A 16,222-nucleotide genomic window follows, 5' to 3' on the forward strand; every position below is an offset into this window, starting at 1 on the left:
GTTATCAAACGATCCTGATTGTTTATTGCAGCGTCTTGCGCATATCGTTTACTTTTGACCAAACCTTTTTGTAGAACTGGAACAGCTCCTCACCGTTTACGTATTCGTCGCGGTCGTATTCCAGATCGTTTTTCGTTTCTTGGAAGGTCGCCGCAATCTCATCGAGTTTTACCAACAGTTGTTGCGTATCCTCTGCGGAGGTCATCGCGTCACTGCGTTTTGCAGCCTTGCGCTGGATGGTTGCCATGCTCTTGTGATCCAATGCGCGGTATTTTTCATAGATAGCGAATTCGACGTGCTTGTTGACCTTCATCAGGTTGATGAATGGCTCCCACGCATCTTCTTCCTCATCTTTGTCGTAGACGTAGAGCGCACCGCGTTTGCAGATGGTGCCTGTGTAAAGTGCTTCGATGAATCGGGTCACCAGCTCTTCTTCGTCCTTGATGGCACCTACGATCTGCTCAAGCTCCTGGATTTTGGCCTCGATTTCTTCGTATTTGCGCACTTCTTGTTCGATCAGGCGAATCTGCTCTGGATAGCGAATCAGGTTTTCTTTTGCCATCTCTTCATTGATACTGCCGAACACATCACGCGTAAATTCTTGCTCCAGGCCATCTTTCATGAAGCCTTTGAGCTCAACCAATGCACGCTTGATCTCGCCAGGGCTCAGCTTGGTCGCGTCTCCTTGTGCTTGATGCTTCGCCAAGAAAGCGGCCAGCGAGAACGGCTTCGTCACGATGGATTCATAGCGGTTGCTGGTCTGGCTGTCGCTGCCTTTTTCACGGACGGCTCCGTAGCGCATCGCACGCTCAAACAGTTCGCGTACTTTGGCGTTGTACGCCTTGATCCGTCCGTTTTGGTACGTATCTCCCCACGATTTTTCTGGAATCGGCGATGGGAGGTACGCCCAGTTGTTCTTTTCGGTTTGAACGAGGTGGCGTCCGATACCCTCTCTATCCAGAATGGTACGTTCGTAGCTTTCCTCGTAGACCTTCAGCGGTGTGTAAGCAAACAGCGGAACACCGTTTTTCGTATTCAGCCAGAAGATGCGGTTTTTGACTTCGCTTTCTTTGACGGTAAAGCGTGATCCGCTAATTGCGGTATCTTGATAGTTTTTGATCCCCTTCAAGATCGATGGTGCTTTCAGCGGCACGGATACAAAGCCCCAGGAAGGGAAGTGCATATTGCCTAGATTGTTGCTCAGATGGAAGACCGGAATTGCCTCCTCATCCAGCTTGCTTGCAATCTTGCGCTCTACGATGCGATCGAGTGTCTCGTCCTGACCGTATTTGATCACGAGGAATTCTTCCATTGACTTGGTGATCAGCTCACCGAACTTCTCCGAAAGGAATTCGGAAATCGAGCTGACGATATCCAGCTCCTGCTCTTTGACCCACTGATCAGAGTGTCGCAGCAGCTCGCTGGTGAAATCGCGGATCAGGTCATCCGCATCTTTTTGTTCCAGGATGTTGCTGACTACTTTGGAGATATCCGGCACACTGACGATGTTCCAGTAGTATGTCTTGTTGCCAGTACGGTCGCTTTCTTCGCCGCCGTTGATCAGGATATCGCCGTTTTGCTCGAAAATTTGGTTGAGTGCGTTCAAAATCTCAGTAAATACGCTATAAATGCGGTTGTTTTCTGCATTCAACAAACGGTGCAGCTCTTCGTAGAATTCGATCATTTGTTCCAGCTTTTCTTGATCAGCCAGGAGCTGGTATTCGTTGATCTTCGCTTCGATGTAGCTGTTTTTCTTCTTCTCCTTGGAGATGAAAGCACTGCGGGCATCGCCCAGCTTTTCATTCGCATTTTCGCGCGCACCCTCAATCTCACGCGGGAAGCTCTCCAGATTCGCCTTGAGGCTCTCGATGTAGGAGAGAATCATCTTCATCAGGCAGTAGCCTTTGTCCGAATGAATCAGACGGGACGCGTAGAACGGTCCTTGCTGCGGGTGCAGGAACACGCGCGTAATCATTTCGCCGAAAATGGAGATCATGTCGCCTGGTGTTTGCTTCTTGCATTTGATGTACGCTTCGCGCGCTTTGGCGAGATAGCCTTGCTCCAGCTCATGGTCGATGCTCACGACTTGCTGGGTGATCACGTTGCTGTAGTTCAGACGCTCGCTGTTTTCATAGCCTGGCAACGGTTCAGGAACGCGCTCCTCGAACTTGCGGGAAATCGAGTCGATGTCGATTCCGAGCTTGCGGGCGAATTTCTCCGCATCTTCTTGCGTTGGTGCTACCGTGAACATTTTTTCCATCTTTTTAAACAAGCGATAGGCCAAGTAGGTTGTCATCTCTTCGATCGGCAAGACAGCAGAGGAAGCACCGATGACGTTGTATTGGTAGTTCGCTGCGTACGCTTTTGGCATCTGGTTGATGTTCGTACGAATGTTGCTGATATAGTCGTGGATCGCAAACTCTTCACCCGAGCGCTTTTCTTCGCTCGCCATGAAGTTCGTGATGTTCTCCGCTGTTACGTTCATGCAGTAATCGTAGGCATTTTCCAATGCTTTGCCTTCCAGATTGGTCGCAGAAATCAAATGACACAGGTTGAATGGCGGCATTGGCGACTGTACGGTGAGCACATTGCCGTATTGTTGGCGGAAACGCTCATTGCGCTCATCCGCATTCATCCAGTAGTCCAGCTCTTTTAGTGCCGCGTAACCGTTTTTCATGATGTAGTCGCGTGTGTGCGAGCTGAGACTCTTGTTCGACAGGTTGACGTCAGGCGTGAACAGGTAGCCCAGCGTATTCACCTTGTCTACCCCCGCACTGCCGAAGTCGCGCTCCAAAATGCCTCGTACGATATAGGCGATGTCGAGGAAGCAACCGCTCCCCGTTCCCCCGGACAAACCGCTCAAAAGGAATACAGTCAGCTTTTTGTTCGTGCCCTCGCACAGCATCTTGATCTTTTTCTCAATCGTTTGAACGACTTGCGTAATTTTCGTAAACAGAAGAAGTCGCCCTGCCTGGCGTACCCCCGATGCTCCGCTGATGCCGTCCGTAATCGTCAGCTCTGGTGAGAGCCAGTCGGTGATGTACGGCTCCAGAATGCTGCGATTCTGCAACACACCGCCGATCTCAGGATTGGACAGGAGTACGAACTCCGTCACTGGATCGAGTCCGATTCCCTTGTACTTTTTGTTGCGGTCATGCTCATTCGTTTCAAACGCGATGAATTCAATATTGTCCGGCTTTTCCTTGCGCTTCTTGGAAAGCTGGTCTACCGGCAGCTTGAAGCGTCTGTTCACTTGGTATTTCAGGCGCAAAAGCGCGTCAATTCCTGTACCGCCAAGACCGATGACGAGCATCGGGTTATCGATTGTATCTACGCGAATCTTGTCACTGACGATTCCTCCGCCGAGGGATACGTCCAATTGTTGAATGTGTTCTCTCACAACTGCTTTCATAATTGACTCACTCCTAGACGATGTAATCTACATATAAGGACTTGTTTACATTCGTTAACGAAATTTTGATGCGATCGTTTTTCTTCAGCTCTTTGCCTTTGCTCGCATCGAGTACACGTCCGGCCTTTTCGATTCGGCAGCTCGAACGGTTTTCGATGATCAGCGTATCGTTTTTCCCTGGTAAAAAGATGACTTTCTCTGTCTCCGCAAACTCAGGGGCGAGCTGCAAGAGTTGGTGCAGCTTCACTTTTCCTTTGAATGCGTTCAGTTTCTTGTACTGCGGATTGGACTTTTCGCCTGTATCCTCATCCACGATCTCGATGGCGATTTGGCCCAAGAAGCCCTTGTTCGCCTTGCGATAGATCGACAGTGCGTACAAGCCTGCACCGATCAACAGGATGAGAACCACGCTACCTCCTACTACGGTCATCCATGGAAATGGTTTCGATTCTGCCGCAGGATCAGTGGTTGTGTTCGACTTGTTCGCTCCAGAACCTGCCGTTTTCCCAGCATCTACAAGGAGTGGTTTTGTCTCCCGATAAAAGCTGGTATCTTCTGCCTTGATTTTTATCTCGTACGTATGGTCAGCCGGGATTGTAAAGCTGCCTTCGAACCCGCTGCCTGTGTTGTTAAGGACGACCTCGTTTGTCTTATTATCCGTCTTGTCATTGACGATCAGTGTCGCCTTCATCTGCTTGTATAGATCAGGACTCGCTACCTTTTGTCCGTTTGAAACAAGTGCAGCCTTGATCGGTACGACATCACCAGCCTTGAAGCTCTTGGCTGTTACTGGCTCCATCTCCAATTGCAGATCGTAGTTAAAGATGAGGTTAATATCGATTTTTTCCTTCGGGGCACCTTTTACCTGTAGCTTCCAATCGCCCTGCTGTGGCTTGACCAGCTTGATCATCGTGTACGCATTGGACTTCGACAGTCTGACCTGGTTGGAAGGGATTTGTACTTCCTTGCCTGCTGGGTCATACAGCTTCACTTCCACTGCTTTTTGCGACATGATCGAGATGTTGGCTTCCATGACGCTGCCATTCGGGATGGGGAGCGGAATCTCCTGAGCTTGACCGTTTGCGACGAAGCTTTTCACCGGGACAACCTTCAGCTTCAGGTGATTCGCAAAGATTTCGCTCAAGATTTGCGGGAGCTTGTCCGCTGTGCTTGTTTCAAAAAATTTACCATTTGTATCCGCAGCAATTTGTTGCAGGGTCGTGCGGTTAAGCTGACCGTCTGCGTTCAAGCCAATCGTGTAAATCGGATAGCCTTTGTCTTTGGCCTCTTTCACTGCTTGCTGTAGCTCTTGATCAGACTGTGCTTGGGTACGGCTTGATGCCTTGTTCAAATAGTTGTTTCCGTCTGCCAGCAGCACGATGATCGGCGCATTGTTTGGATTGCGTCCCGCATCAAGGATTTTCACTGCTTCCGTTAGCCCTACTGCGATATCGGTGTAGGCTCCTTTTTGCAGGCTGTCGATGAAGGCTTTGATATCGTTCTTATCTTCTTCGGAATTGATCTCGAGCAGTGCCTTTTCCCGTTCGATCTTGTCGGTATAGGCGACGACACCGACCTTGTTCGCTTGGATCGACGTCATGTCGACAAACATTTTCATCGCTTCGTTGCTGACTTTGTTCTTATCGCTTTGGGTCATGGAGTTGCTGACGTCCACGACCAGGACAGCGTCCATATTGTTTCCGCTCGTTTGCGCAAAGCCTGCGTGAGTGGCGGAGAGGACACTGACCAAGAGCAGGGCAAGACATACTACGTATCGACATAACATTCGGAATCGTATTATTTTCATGAGTGCTCCTTTTCTGGTTCGTTACAAAGAATTTGTGAAGTGTTGCAAAGAAAGTAAGACTATGACACTATTACCACTAGATTCAAGATATAGAAGACAGATGATAAAAAAGTACTAGAATGATTGCCCCTTACTCGTAATACGATACGACATGATTCTTTGTTACAGATTTCGACAACTTCGTTAGGAGAAATTTTATGTTAACTTACTTTCTGTTGTTTGCGGCTTTTTTGCTGCTAGCGGTCCGATTCCTCAAGCTGCTGCGACTAAAACGGCGCAATCTCTCCAACGCCGAAATCGATCAGCATCTTCATGCCTTACTGAATGAGAAGAGGGATTCACCATGAGAAAACGAATCGGCGTCCATTTTCGCAAAACCCGTAAAACTACTCATACGTACGAAAGAATACAAGCGTGCACGCGATGCCATACATACCATGTCCTGTGGGAGACACATTGTGAGACCTGCGGGAGAGCCTACACACCGATCCGCCAGGTTTCCCACGCTGTGACGCGCCGCTATGTACAGACGCGCTTTTTGCTCTTGGGCTTGTTCGTCTGTCTTGCTGTCCTTTCTGCGGAGACCCTTTTGCAATTAGCTCTTGCAGGAGGTATTGGCTGTGTGTTGTTCGTCCTTTTCTTCGTGATGCAGAAAAAATACGGCACCTATGAAAGAGACGTACAATTTCAACACTTTTTAACGAAGGAACTGGATACGCTCAAGAAGTCACTCCTCCGTCATTTGGAGGAAGTGGGCAACGACGTCAAAGAGGGACATCTCAAGGAAGCTTATGAAAAAACGAGAGAGATCGGGCATTTCATCGATTCCGATACGATCAAGATACGCAAGATCATGTTCCTCAATCATTACGTCCTGCGCAAAGACATGGAGCTGGAGCTCGAAACGCTCATTCCGTCTATGTACGACAAGGACTTCATGGAGTATGTCCGCGAAGTCATCAAGGTCCAGCCTTCGCTCGTCAAAAAATCTGTTCTCAATTATGTCAGACGTTATAAAAATCAAATATTGTTGCTAGAAAATGGGGATCAGCTCATCGGTCAAGTGGCAGGTGCGGCGCTCCGCATGAAGTCTTATGTAGAAGAGTATCAGGATCTGATTATCGAATTTATCGATTTTTTGCCCCGCGAGCGCCTTCTGCGATTGGCAAAAATGGTACAAACCCATAAGGATGAAGGTTGGGAACAACTATATTATTCTACCAAAAACAGGGTGGATACGCATTACGCGTTTGACCCGGATTTCAAAGGCTTACTGTGAAGGAGGAGCCTTTTATGTTGCCTATCTCTCCCTATCATAGGTCCCTCTGGGTCCGTAATATTTTTCTCGGACTCTTTGCCTTGGGTTTGATCGCCGTTCTGTTCAAGCTCGGATTCGGATACAAGCAGATTACGTTGTATAAACAGGCAAAGGCGTTTTATGAACAAAAGAACCTGCTGCAAGCCGAGGAAACCTTTTCTCGTGCGCATGATATGGCTGTCCTTTCGTACGGGGATGACGAATGGAATTCCATCATGTTCCACCTGACTTCCATCCGTACTGAACTGGAAGGACTTCACCAGCACTCGCGCTCTGCCATCTCGGAAAAGAAGGTCGCAGAAATCGGTGCAGTCTATGAACACTACCAAGCAGTCAAACAGAAATACCAGAATCAAAAGGACGTACCGACGATGTTTTTCCAGCAATTGTCCGCTCATTTGGGTCTGGATAAGAGCTTTTCCGATTATTACTTGAAGGCCTTGCAAACAGCGAAGGCTCAGGCACAATCGAATCTCGAAAAGGAAAACTATCAGGACGAATCTTTCATTGAAACACTCCTTGCCATTCCAGATGAATACTACGGCGGCAAAGAGAAGAAGCAGGCTGAGCTTACGGCCTTGTTCCAGGACTATGAAAAGACGAAGCTGCGGGCGCTGATTGCTTCGGCTCCTTTTGAAGAAGTCATCACCAAAACCGCTACAAGCATACGCCATTACGAAAAAGTGGGTATCGAGACAGATTGGTTAGTGGGCCAGTTGGAAAAGTATGCGCTAGCTGAAATTAAGGAAGTCATCCGATCGAAGGATCTAAGTGCCTTCGTTGACATGGCAGCCGCCTATCGCAAAATCGAGGATGTGCTCTCCAGTGATTCACCTGTTCTCGATTCGATCACCCGCTATCTGGAAGGCAAGCTCAAACAGGCAGAACAATACATCAAATCATTCGAGTTCACCAAAGCGCGTGAATTGTACGAACAGTTGAATCCGCTCCAGGATACGGCTACACTCCTGTCCGATCTGGAAAAGCTCTGGTTGGAATACGATCCAGCACGCTTATTGCAATTGAGATATCCAGACAGAACGTTCACCGAGATGCTCTCCGGCACAGATCGCTGGGGAGCAAAGCTTTACGCATTTGGACTCTCTGAGGCAGATCAACGACTTTATTTCGCAGCGAAAATGCCAAATGACTCGCTCCTCTATCTGGATCAGTCACTCGATGTGGACATAAAATCGGCAAAGGCTAAGATCGACGATACGCTCGGAAGTAAAGAAAAGCCTGTGATTATCGTGAGTGCATCCGGTAAGGAGCGTGCTAATGCCTACACGGCACTCTCTCCGAATTTGACAAAAGAGTCACTCGATAAGCGCTTTTCGGTCGAGGCGGATGAACTCAGTGCAGAAGACTCCGAGCACGTGATCATGAAAAATGCGGTAGGGAAAGGTGAAAACGAAATCGCTTTGTTCAAGCTCGAGGACAATGGCTTGGCTTACATTGAAAAGCTGGCGGACTTGGAGGAGAGTTCCGAGGAAACGACCGAGGGAACTGAGTCAGGAGAAGCGACTTCCCCTGCTGACGGCTCAACAGCAGCGACGAATCAACCTCCCCCTGCCACTCAAAAAATCGATGTTTTTGCGGGTCCCGGTGAAGAATATGAGAAGATCGGTCAGGTAGTAGCAGATGGTTCCTTCCAAGTCATCGCCGATCTGAATGGCTGGTACCAGATTGTGTTTGATGGAAAAGAAGGCTGGATACGCGCTACCGAATCGACACCGTAATCCGTCTGCTGAATTAGGAGCTCCCCTCGCGATCATGGCACACCTTCCTTGATCTGCGTCAGGAGCTTTTCCTCATTTTTCGCATTGCGTCAGGTATCAGATTATTCTATAATTTATATTTATTTTATAGACAAAAGAGGAGTGAGAAGAGATGTTTGGAATCGTTCATTATGAAGCATTTCTGATGACCGCAATCATGCTGAACCTGATACCCGGCTCAGACACAATGTACATCATCACGCGCAGTATTTCGCAAGGAAAACAGGCAGGTATTCTATCCGTTCTCGGCATTTTGACAGGCTCACTCATTCACACGCTCTTGGCTGCTTTCGGCTTGTCGCTCATTTTGGCGCAATCCATCGTGCTTTTTAACATCGTCAAAATATTGGGGGTCGCCTATCTCGTCTATTTAGGCATTCGCATGCTCATGACGAAGGAATCACCAGCTTTTGATACAGCCGATTCCAAAAAGCTGAAGGGTGAAAAGGTCTATCTGCAAGCGATTCTGACAAGTGTCATGAATCCAAAGGTCGCCCTGTTTTTCATCGCCTTCCTCCCGCAATTCGTTAGCGCGACGGAAGCTGGACCACTCCCTTTCCTTATTCTCGGCCTTACTTTTACCGTTACAGGTGGCATCTGGTGCAGTCTCCTCGCCCTGTTTGCTTCCTTCGCTACGCAAAAACTGCGCAATAATCAGAAGTTCTCTGTCATTCTCAACAAGCTGACGGGGATTGTTTTTATCGGGATGGGGTTGAATCTGTTGCGGGCGAAAGCGAATCCTTAGGAGTGACAGAAAGTCCAGGTAGGGGCTACGCTGCCAGAGATGCACTTGTTCAAGTAGTCGGTGAACGGGGAGATTGGTATTACGGCTCCACCATCGATGCAAACGGGAAAGTCTTAGTTGGATTTGTTTCGAAAAGCGTCGCCTATTAACCATAGAATGAAGACCGAAAAAGCCAGGCAGGAGATTCTTTCTCCTCTGGCTTTTTTCATGTTCAGAAATTGTTTAGGTCGAAAGATTATGATACCTCTAGGCATTTTTTTACAATTGGAACAGTAGTGAATCTGTTGTTCTCGACTAACATGATTTTTACAATAAAGAATGCCCTTGCCGAAAAAAGTTTAGTGTATCTAAAAAACGAAACAAGGGGGGGAACGATGAATTGAGTTAACGGTGCGAAAAGGGAGTTGAAGAATGTGCGAGTGCTGTTAAGTGCTGGGTTTATCCTGGCAGGCTTATTCCTCCTTTTCTATCCTCAATGGGAAACGGCGGTATCTGCACAAAAGCAGGAACAGCTCATCGAAGCGTTCGAACAACTGAGCAACGTCAGCGAGCAAATAGAAACGGCTGCATCCGAGGACACACCAGCTCCTCAGATTCAAGAACCGCTCGCTATGTTGGAAGGTGCCAGAGGCGTGATTCGGATTCCCAAGATTGATCTGGAAATGATGATTTTTGAAGGCGCGGACAAGCATGCCTTGAGTAAAGGTGTTGGCCTGATCGAGCCAGACAAGGAATTCGGTGTGAACAATGTTGGACTGGCAGGCCATCGCGGGATTACTCATGGCAAGCAATTCAATCGCTTGGACGAACTAGCACCTAACAATGAGATTGAGATCAAGACGAAAACGGCAACCTACCAATTCGTTGTCGTGAAAGCCTTTGTCGTAGATCGTACACAAGTAGAAGTTCTAGAGGATCAAAAGAAGCCATTGATCACCTTGGTCACATGCACCCCTGTTGGAGCAAAAGATCCGAAGGACAGACTGATCGTTCAAGCTGAATGGAAACAAACGACTTCATCTCAGCCCTAACACTTCCTACTGAAAGACGGAATGAGCTAGTTTTTATTTAGTACAGGAGGAGCATATGCAAAGGAAATCTTGGATCGTTGTGGTGGCACTTTTGCTCATCATCCAAAACTTTTTCGGTTTCACGACAACCTCGTATGCCCAAACACAAGGTGAGATTGTCGTTGGCGGGGAGCCAGGCACAGGAACTCCTACTGATCCACCGGACACGGGAACTCCTACCACTCCGCCGGACACAGGAACTCCTACTACTCCGCCGGATACGGGAACTCCTACCACTCCGCCGGACACGGGAACTCCTACCACCCCGCCGGACACAGGAACTCCTACTACTCCGCCGGATACGGGAACTCCTACTACTCCGCCGGACACAGGAACTCCTACTACTCCGCCGGACACAGGAACTCCTACTACTCCGCCGGACACAGGAACTCCTACTACTCCGCCGGACACAGGAACTCCTACTACTCCGCCGGACACAGGAACTCCTACTACTCCGCCGGACACAGGAACTCCTACTACTCCGCCGGACACAGGAACTCCTACTACTCCGCCGGACACAGGAACTCCTACTACTCCGCCGGACACAGGAACTCCTACTACTCCACCTGTTGAACCACCAGTTCCTCTACCAGAGGTACCGGTACCCGTTCCAGACCCTGACGCCAACATCATCAAAGACAGCATCATCACCAGCGTAGTTATGAAGGACAAGGACGGAAACAACATTGAAGACATCCGCCCCGATCAGGGCTCGCGTGTTCAAGTTGATTTCACCTGGCAAATCCCTGCCGGACATCCTTACTCAGAAGGTGCCACCTTTACCTTCCCTCTCCCAGACAAGTTTCGGACCGATCGCGATTTGACCGGAGATCTGAACGGAGGCTACGGCACCTATGAAGTGAAAACAGACGGCACCGTCACCTTCACTTTCAGTGATGCCATCAATGACGGCGCAGAGATCAATGACGGAACGTTCTATGTGTGGCGGGAATTCGATGAGAAAAAGTTTGAGGGCGGTACGAGACAGGAGATCGATTTCAAATTCGATGGCATCGCTCCAATCTCTATCCATTTCAAAGGCAAAAACAACAATGAAATCGAAAAGAACGGAAAAGCAAACAAGGGTATGAATCCTAGTCATCTCGACTGGACCGTCGATTTTAATCTGAGTGAAAATCCGATTAAAGGCGCTGTTTTTACGGATGAGCTTCCAAGCGGCCTGGATATCGACATGAGCTCGATTAAGGTCTTCCCATTAGAAGTTCAATTGAATGGCTCTGTTAATCCAAAGGCTGAAGTAACCACCTTCACTCCTGAGAAATTGACAGAAGGAAATGGATTCAAAATTAACTTTGGCGACATCGACGGTGCTTATCGCGTCGCGTACAAGACAAACGTCACTGGTACGACAGATACAACCTACACGAATAAAGCCACTGTCACAGGAACGAACCTTCCAAAGGATTTAATCAACTCCGCGAATGTCTCTGTCCGATTCAGCCAGCCTTTGAACAAAAAGGCGATTAACTACGATTACAACACACAAACGATCACCTGGGCTATTCAGTACAACTACAATGAAAAACTGATCAAGCAAAGCGATGCGTGGCTCGAGGATCGCTTCGATACGAGTCATCAAGAACTCGTAAATGGTTCCTTTACCGTTCATAAAATGACCATCGGTGACAACGGAAACGGAACAAAAGACGGGGCTGCCATCACAGAGTACAACGTAACCCCATCGGCTACCGGCTTCCGCTTGGAGTTTAACCATGACCTGTCGGCTGCTTACGAAATCACCTACCAAACCAAAGCCAAAAATCGGGTCCACCAAGACAGCTACCTCGTGAAAAATGAAGTAGAGATCTATGATGGAACCAAAAAAGATGCATCCAGAGAGATCAATCAAGCAATCTTCTGGAAAAACGCAAAAAAAGAAAAAGTGAACTACCTGGATAAAACGATCGAATGGACGCTTAGTTTAAACGAAGACAATCAGGTGATGGATGAAGTCGTCATTACCGACAGTTATGCGAATCAAGGGCTGACTCTTCTTCCTGACAAAGTAAAAATCAACGATTGGACAAAGGATTTGGAAGAAGGTCCTGACAAAGACTACAGCCTCTCTCCGAATCCAACGTACGAAGAAGGATTGAAGATCACCTTCCACAAACCAGTCACAAAAGGTCTAGTCATTACGTACCTGACGAAGTTCGATCCTACTTCCAAGGACCGTCCATCCGTGTACAAAAACAAGGCTGAACTGAACTGGAAGGAAAACGGGAAAGCACAAGACCCTATCACAAAGTCCGCTACTGTTAAACCAGACAACTACACCAGCAATAATGGCAACAAAACGGGTACATACGACGCCCGCACAAAAGAAATCACGTGGACTGTCGATGTGAACTATAACCTTCACAAGATTAACAACGCGATCATCCGGGATTTTTATACCGGAGAACAAACTTTTGTGAAAGAATCGTTAACCATCCATAAGTTGCTGCTCACAGGTGGAGCAGATGGTGTAAAAGTGGTCGAGGGTCCAGTTGTCGCCACCAAATTTGACGAGCTGGACAACGGTTTTGAGCTGCATCTTGGCCAGATCGACTCGGCCTATCGCATCACGTATAAAACCATTTTGGCTAATCTGCCTGTCGGAGAAGTGTACGAAAACAATGCCACTATGCACGATAGTGACATAACAGGCACTCCACTCTATAGAGGCAAGACGACCGTCAGACCGACATACGGTGGGCAGTACGTCCTCAAAACAGGCGTACAAGGTACAGGAGCAGACTCAGAGTATGCAACATGGACAGTAAAAATCAATCCGAGCCAGTCTCATATTTCGGCAGGTGCTGTATTGACCGATACCCTGTCCAGCAATCAAATTCTGATGAAAGACTCCTTCAAACTCTTTACGACAATCGTCTCTGAATCCGGTGCTTTGGCTATCGGAAAAGAAATGGCCTCCGAGGACTACACATTAGAAGTAGTCGGCAACACCTTTAAACTGACTTTCAAAAACGATCTGCACACTGCCTACATCCTGGAATACCGTTCCTTTATCAATGCCGATAATGGAGAGATCATTAAAAACGAAGCCTCTTTTGCAGGGAAAACAGTTGTAGGTAAAGGGAAAGACGGACAAGAAGGTGTCAAAGTTAGCTTGTCCGGTGCTGGTGGCGGAGCCGGCACACCTGGTAAAGGCGACTTGAAAATCGTCAAAACAGACGCAGATACGAAAAAGGCATTGGCAGGCGCCACTTTTGGTCTGTACGACAAGGCAGGGAAAACCTTGCTGGAAACAGTCGTGACCGATGAAAATGGCATTGCCACCTTCAAAGGCTACAAATTTAAAGCGTACAAGTTAAAAGAACTATCCGCTCCTGTTGGCTACGTCATCGCAGACGAGTACAGAAACGGAAAAGACATTACGTTAAAAGCTCCTGCAGGTGCTGACCCTGCTGTTCCAGTTACAATCGAAATGACCATCGACAACAAGCTGCTCCGTCAAGGATTTGAGTTAACCAAAGTTGACGCGGAGAATGCTGGAAAAACACTGGAAGGCGCTATCTTCCATCTACAGGTTGAAAAGGGCGGAGCATTCGAAACAATCGCTGAGCTGACAACCGGTTCTGACGGAAAAGTCTCCAAAGGCGATCTCGCAGAAGGAAACTATCAGTTAGTCGAAACGAAAGCTCCGAAGGGATACAAGCTGGATGCGACTCCCATTTCATTCAAAATCGCCTCCAACCAGACAGAAATTGTGACCCTTACGAAAAAGAACGCCAAAAATATCGGGTCCGTTCAATTGCTGAAAGTGGACCACTACACCAAAGAGCCACTTCCTGGCGTAACCTTTGAGCTTCAAGATGCTGACGGGAAAGTACTGCAAAGTGGACTCACAACGGATAAGGACGGTATCCTTCTCCTCGAGAACCTGAAAGCAGGATTCTACCAGCTCGTGGAAACAAAAGCTCTTGCTGATTATGAGCTCGCTGAACCACTGAAATTCGAAGTGACAGACGAAGGCACGGCCTCTCTCACGTTGACCAACAGATTGATCCCAGGATCTGTGAAACTGACCAAAGTAAGAACGGGTTACCCAAATCATAAGCTCAAAGGAGCTGAATTTACGCTCCGCGATGAAAATGGTCAGGTAGCCAAAGATATGAACGGTCAGGAGCTTACAAAGCTGACTACGGATGGCAACGGAGAGCTGATTGTCGAAGGCCTGAATCCAGGCAAGTATGAGTTTATCGAGACGAAGGCACCTGCTGGTTATGTAAAAAGCAGTAAGCCAATCGAGTTCGAGATTAAAAGAAACCAAGTAGCTGGCGACCACGTGTTGGTGACTGTCGAAAATGACGTGACCTCCGGTGGAGGCGGCGGTGGTGGTGGAGGCGGAAATCCTGAGCCAAAACCTGAACCAAAACCTGAACCAAAACCAGAGCCGAAGCCTGAACCAAAGCCCGAACCAAAGCCCGAACCTAAACCTGAGCCTAAGCCGGAAAAGCCAGAGAAACCAGACAAACCGGATAAACCAGACAAACCAGATAAACCAGACAAACCAGACAAACCAGATAAACCAGATAAACCTGGCAAACCGGATCAACCTGGCAACCCAGACCAACCTGACACCCCAGACCAACCTGGTAGCCCAGACCAACCTAGTAACCCAGACCAACCGGGCAACCCAGATCAACCGGGCAACCCAGATCAACCGGGCACTCCTGATGCAAACAACAACACTACGACCCCCAACACTTCAGGAGAGTTGAATCAAACAGGAAATACGAGCAAACCGAACGATTCGGGAGCTGCCAATAACTCCAACGTCTTGGAAACCAGCAACGAATCTCCATCTACAGGCAAAGTATTGCCTCAGACTGGAGAGCAGGCTAACCAAATCCCAATCGTTGCAGGTATCGTTTCGATCTTGATCGGTATTTCGATCATGTATCGCAGAAACAAGAAAGCGTAGCTCATCTAAAGGACCAAGTCCAGGGATTTTCCCGGCTTGGTCCTCTTTTTTCCCCTACTCTAGCAATTGCCGGAGAAGCGGTTCACTTTTATACAAAATCTCCAGATGTGTCGCCTCTACGTAATAACGCTCACCCTCCAGCGCGAATACACTGTTTGCCAGGACACTCCCATCCCCAGCGTCACTATTGATCGAGCCCACTACTCTTCCATCGACCCATTTATCGGGAGACAGTGAAGGAACTGTTCGCAGGTAATGAATCGTTTCGTGTCCGATGCCAGCTACCAGCGTGACGCGAATATTCCGGGCTCCGATAATCCCCATCGTTGCGTTCAAGTAGTCCATGTATTGATTTTTGACGACCATCTGTTCATAAGGTACGAAGGCTTCTACCCCTTGTTTTTTCTCCAGCAAATAATCGCCATATGCTGCTGACGGGGTAAGATCAAGGAGACTGGGAAAGTGTCTGTGAATAGCTTGTATACGATGAAAAGGGATGCTTTGCTCCAAATAGGCCAGATATACATTCATGTATAGCTCCACGACATTTCTTTTGGCAGAAACAGAGCGCGGCAGCTTCCCTCCTGCCCAATAGCTGTAGGCGACAGGCGATCCTGCGTTGGGAGTCGCAAAAATGAGCAGCTGATCCACGTCGTTTTGATAATATTCGCTTTGGACATAGGCTCTGGCAACAAGGCCCCCCATGCTATGGCAAATGAGATTGACATAAGGGTAACCTGTCGTTTGCTTCGCTCGCTCGATGACAGGCAGCAAAAAGCGTTCGGCTGAAATATCGATCTGCCTTCGCCAATCATAAAAAGCTACAAACAATTGTTCATTGAGGGAGTAACCCATTTTTCCAAGCAAACGGATAAATGGCTCGTAAGCCGTTCGGGCAAACCCGAAGCCCCAGTCACCAGTACCCGGAATTATTTGATCACTCATCGACCCAAACAGCCCCGGAACAAAAACAATCGGTGCCTTTTGCGCAAGAAAAGAACCCATGCTTGCACTCCTTTCCCTCTCTTGTGTTCCATGACCAGAAGGAAAACAACATATGCTTCTGCCTATGCCAGAGCAGCTTGGGTGGTTCCCTTGTTTCGATGAGTCTGTCATTTTTTGCCAAAATGGAGCGAATCGT

At 48.2% G+C, this 16,222-nt stretch carries 9 protein-coding genes; 6 read left to right on the forward strand and 3 right to left on the reverse strand.

Annotated features, from left to right (window positions below; genetic code table 11):
* Positions 1 to 22: 22 nt before the first annotated feature.
* Together ACKKE8_RS30555 and ACKKE8_RS30560 are read right to left on the reverse strand one after the other, a co-directional pair.
* On the reverse strand, positions 23 to 3,412 hold the full coding sequence (locus ACKKE8_RS30555) for a tubulin-like doman-containing protein (protein WP_409176294.1): 3,390 nt from the start codon (positions 3,410 to 3,412) through the stop codon (positions 23 to 25).
* Positions 3,413 to 3,425: 13 nt separating this feature from the next.
* Positions 3,426 to 5,219, reverse strand: coding sequence for a vWA domain-containing protein (locus tag ACKKE8_RS30560; protein ID WP_409176295.1), 1,794 nt, complete (start codon positions 5,217 to 5,219; stop codon positions 3,426 to 3,428).
* A 197-nt stretch (positions 5,220 to 5,416) separates the two neighbouring features.
* Between ACKKE8_RS30560 and ACKKE8_RS30565 the strand changes: the two genes are divergently transcribed.
* The 6 genes from ACKKE8_RS30565 (at position 5,417) to ACKKE8_RS30590 (ending at position 15,081) form a co-directional block, all read left to right on the forward strand.
* The gene (locus ACKKE8_RS30565; protein WP_007724683.1) at positions 5,417 to 5,566 is read left to right on the forward strand and encodes a hypothetical protein; all 150 of its coding nucleotides are present in this window, start codon (positions 5,417 to 5,419) and stop codon (positions 5,564 to 5,566) included.
* Entirely contained in the window at positions 5,563 to 6,498 is a 936-nt protein-coding gene (locus ACKKE8_RS30570) for a hypothetical protein (protein ID WP_409176296.1), read from the forward strand. The genes ACKKE8_RS30565 and ACKKE8_RS30570 overlap by 4 nt, the downstream gene beginning before the upstream one ends.
* 14 nt (positions 6,499 to 6,512) lie before the next feature.
* Positions 6,513 to 8,276: an SH3 domain-containing protein gene (locus ACKKE8_RS30575; protein WP_409176297.1), complete on the forward strand. Its 1,764-nt coding sequence runs from the start codon at positions 6,513 to 6,515 to the stop codon at positions 8,274 to 8,276.
* Positions 8,277 to 8,427: 151 nt separating this feature from the next.
* Complete coding sequence (locus tag ACKKE8_RS30580) at positions 8,428 to 9,060, forward strand: LysE family translocator (RefSeq protein WP_409176298.1); 633 nt, start codon at positions 8,428 to 8,430, stop codon at positions 9,058 to 9,060.
* 413 nt (positions 9,061 to 9,473) lie between these two features.
* On the forward strand, positions 9,474 to 10,091 hold the full coding sequence (locus tag ACKKE8_RS30585) for a class D sortase (protein ID WP_409176299.1): 618 nt from the start codon (positions 9,474 to 9,476) through the stop codon (positions 10,089 to 10,091).
* A 55-nt stretch (positions 10,092 to 10,146) separates the two neighbouring features.
* Entirely contained in the window at positions 10,147 to 15,081 is a 4,935-nt protein-coding gene (locus tag ACKKE8_RS30590; protein ID WP_409176300.1) for a collagen binding domain-containing protein, read from the forward strand.
* Between the two features lie 54 nt (positions 15,082 to 15,135).
* Here ACKKE8_RS30590 and ACKKE8_RS30595 read toward each other — a convergent pair whose 3' ends face one another.
* The gene (locus tag ACKKE8_RS30595; protein ID WP_409176301.1) at positions 15,136 to 16,086 is read right to left on the reverse strand and encodes a lipase/acyltransferase domain-containing protein; all 951 of its coding nucleotides are present in this window, start codon (positions 16,084 to 16,086) and stop codon (positions 15,136 to 15,138) included.
* Positions 16,087 to 16,222: the final 136 nt, after the last annotated feature.

This window comes from Brevibacillus fortis, from assembly GCF_046196545.1.
GTDB lineage: Bacteria > Bacillota > Bacilli > Brevibacillales > Brevibacillaceae > Brevibacillus > Brevibacillus fortis_A.

Bases quoted from the DNA above. Each gene is read 5' to 3' on its own strand.
- ACKKE8_RS30560 (WP_409176295.1), bottom strand. From the start codon at position 5,219: ATGAAAATAATACGATTCCGAATGTTATGTCGATACGTAGTATGTCTT.
- ACKKE8_RS30555 (WP_409176294.1), bottom strand. From the start codon at position 3,412: ATGAAAGCAGTTGTGAGAGAACACATTCAACAATTGGACGTATCCCTC.
- ACKKE8_RS30590 (WP_409176300.1), top strand. From the start codon at position 10,147: ATGCAAAGGAAATCTTGGATCGTTGTGGTGGCACTTTTGCTCATCATC.
- ACKKE8_RS30565 (WP_007724683.1), top strand. From the start codon at position 5,417: ATGTTAACTTACTTTCTGTTGTTTGCGGCTTTTTTGCTGCTAGCGGTC.
- ACKKE8_RS30580 (WP_409176298.1), top strand. From the start codon at position 8,428: ATGTTTGGAATCGTTCATTATGAAGCATTTCTGATGACCGCAATCATG.
- ACKKE8_RS30595 (WP_409176301.1), bottom strand. From the start codon at position 16,086: ATGGGTTCTTTTCTTGCGCAAAAGGCACCGATTGTTTTTGTTCCGGGG.
- ACKKE8_RS30575 (WP_409176297.1), top strand. From the start codon at position 6,513: ATGTTGCCTATCTCTCCCTATCATAGGTCCCTCTGGGTCCGTAATATT.
- ACKKE8_RS30570 (WP_409176296.1), top strand. From the start codon at position 5,563: ATGAGAAAACGAATCGGCGTCCATTTTCGCAAAACCCGTAAAACTACT.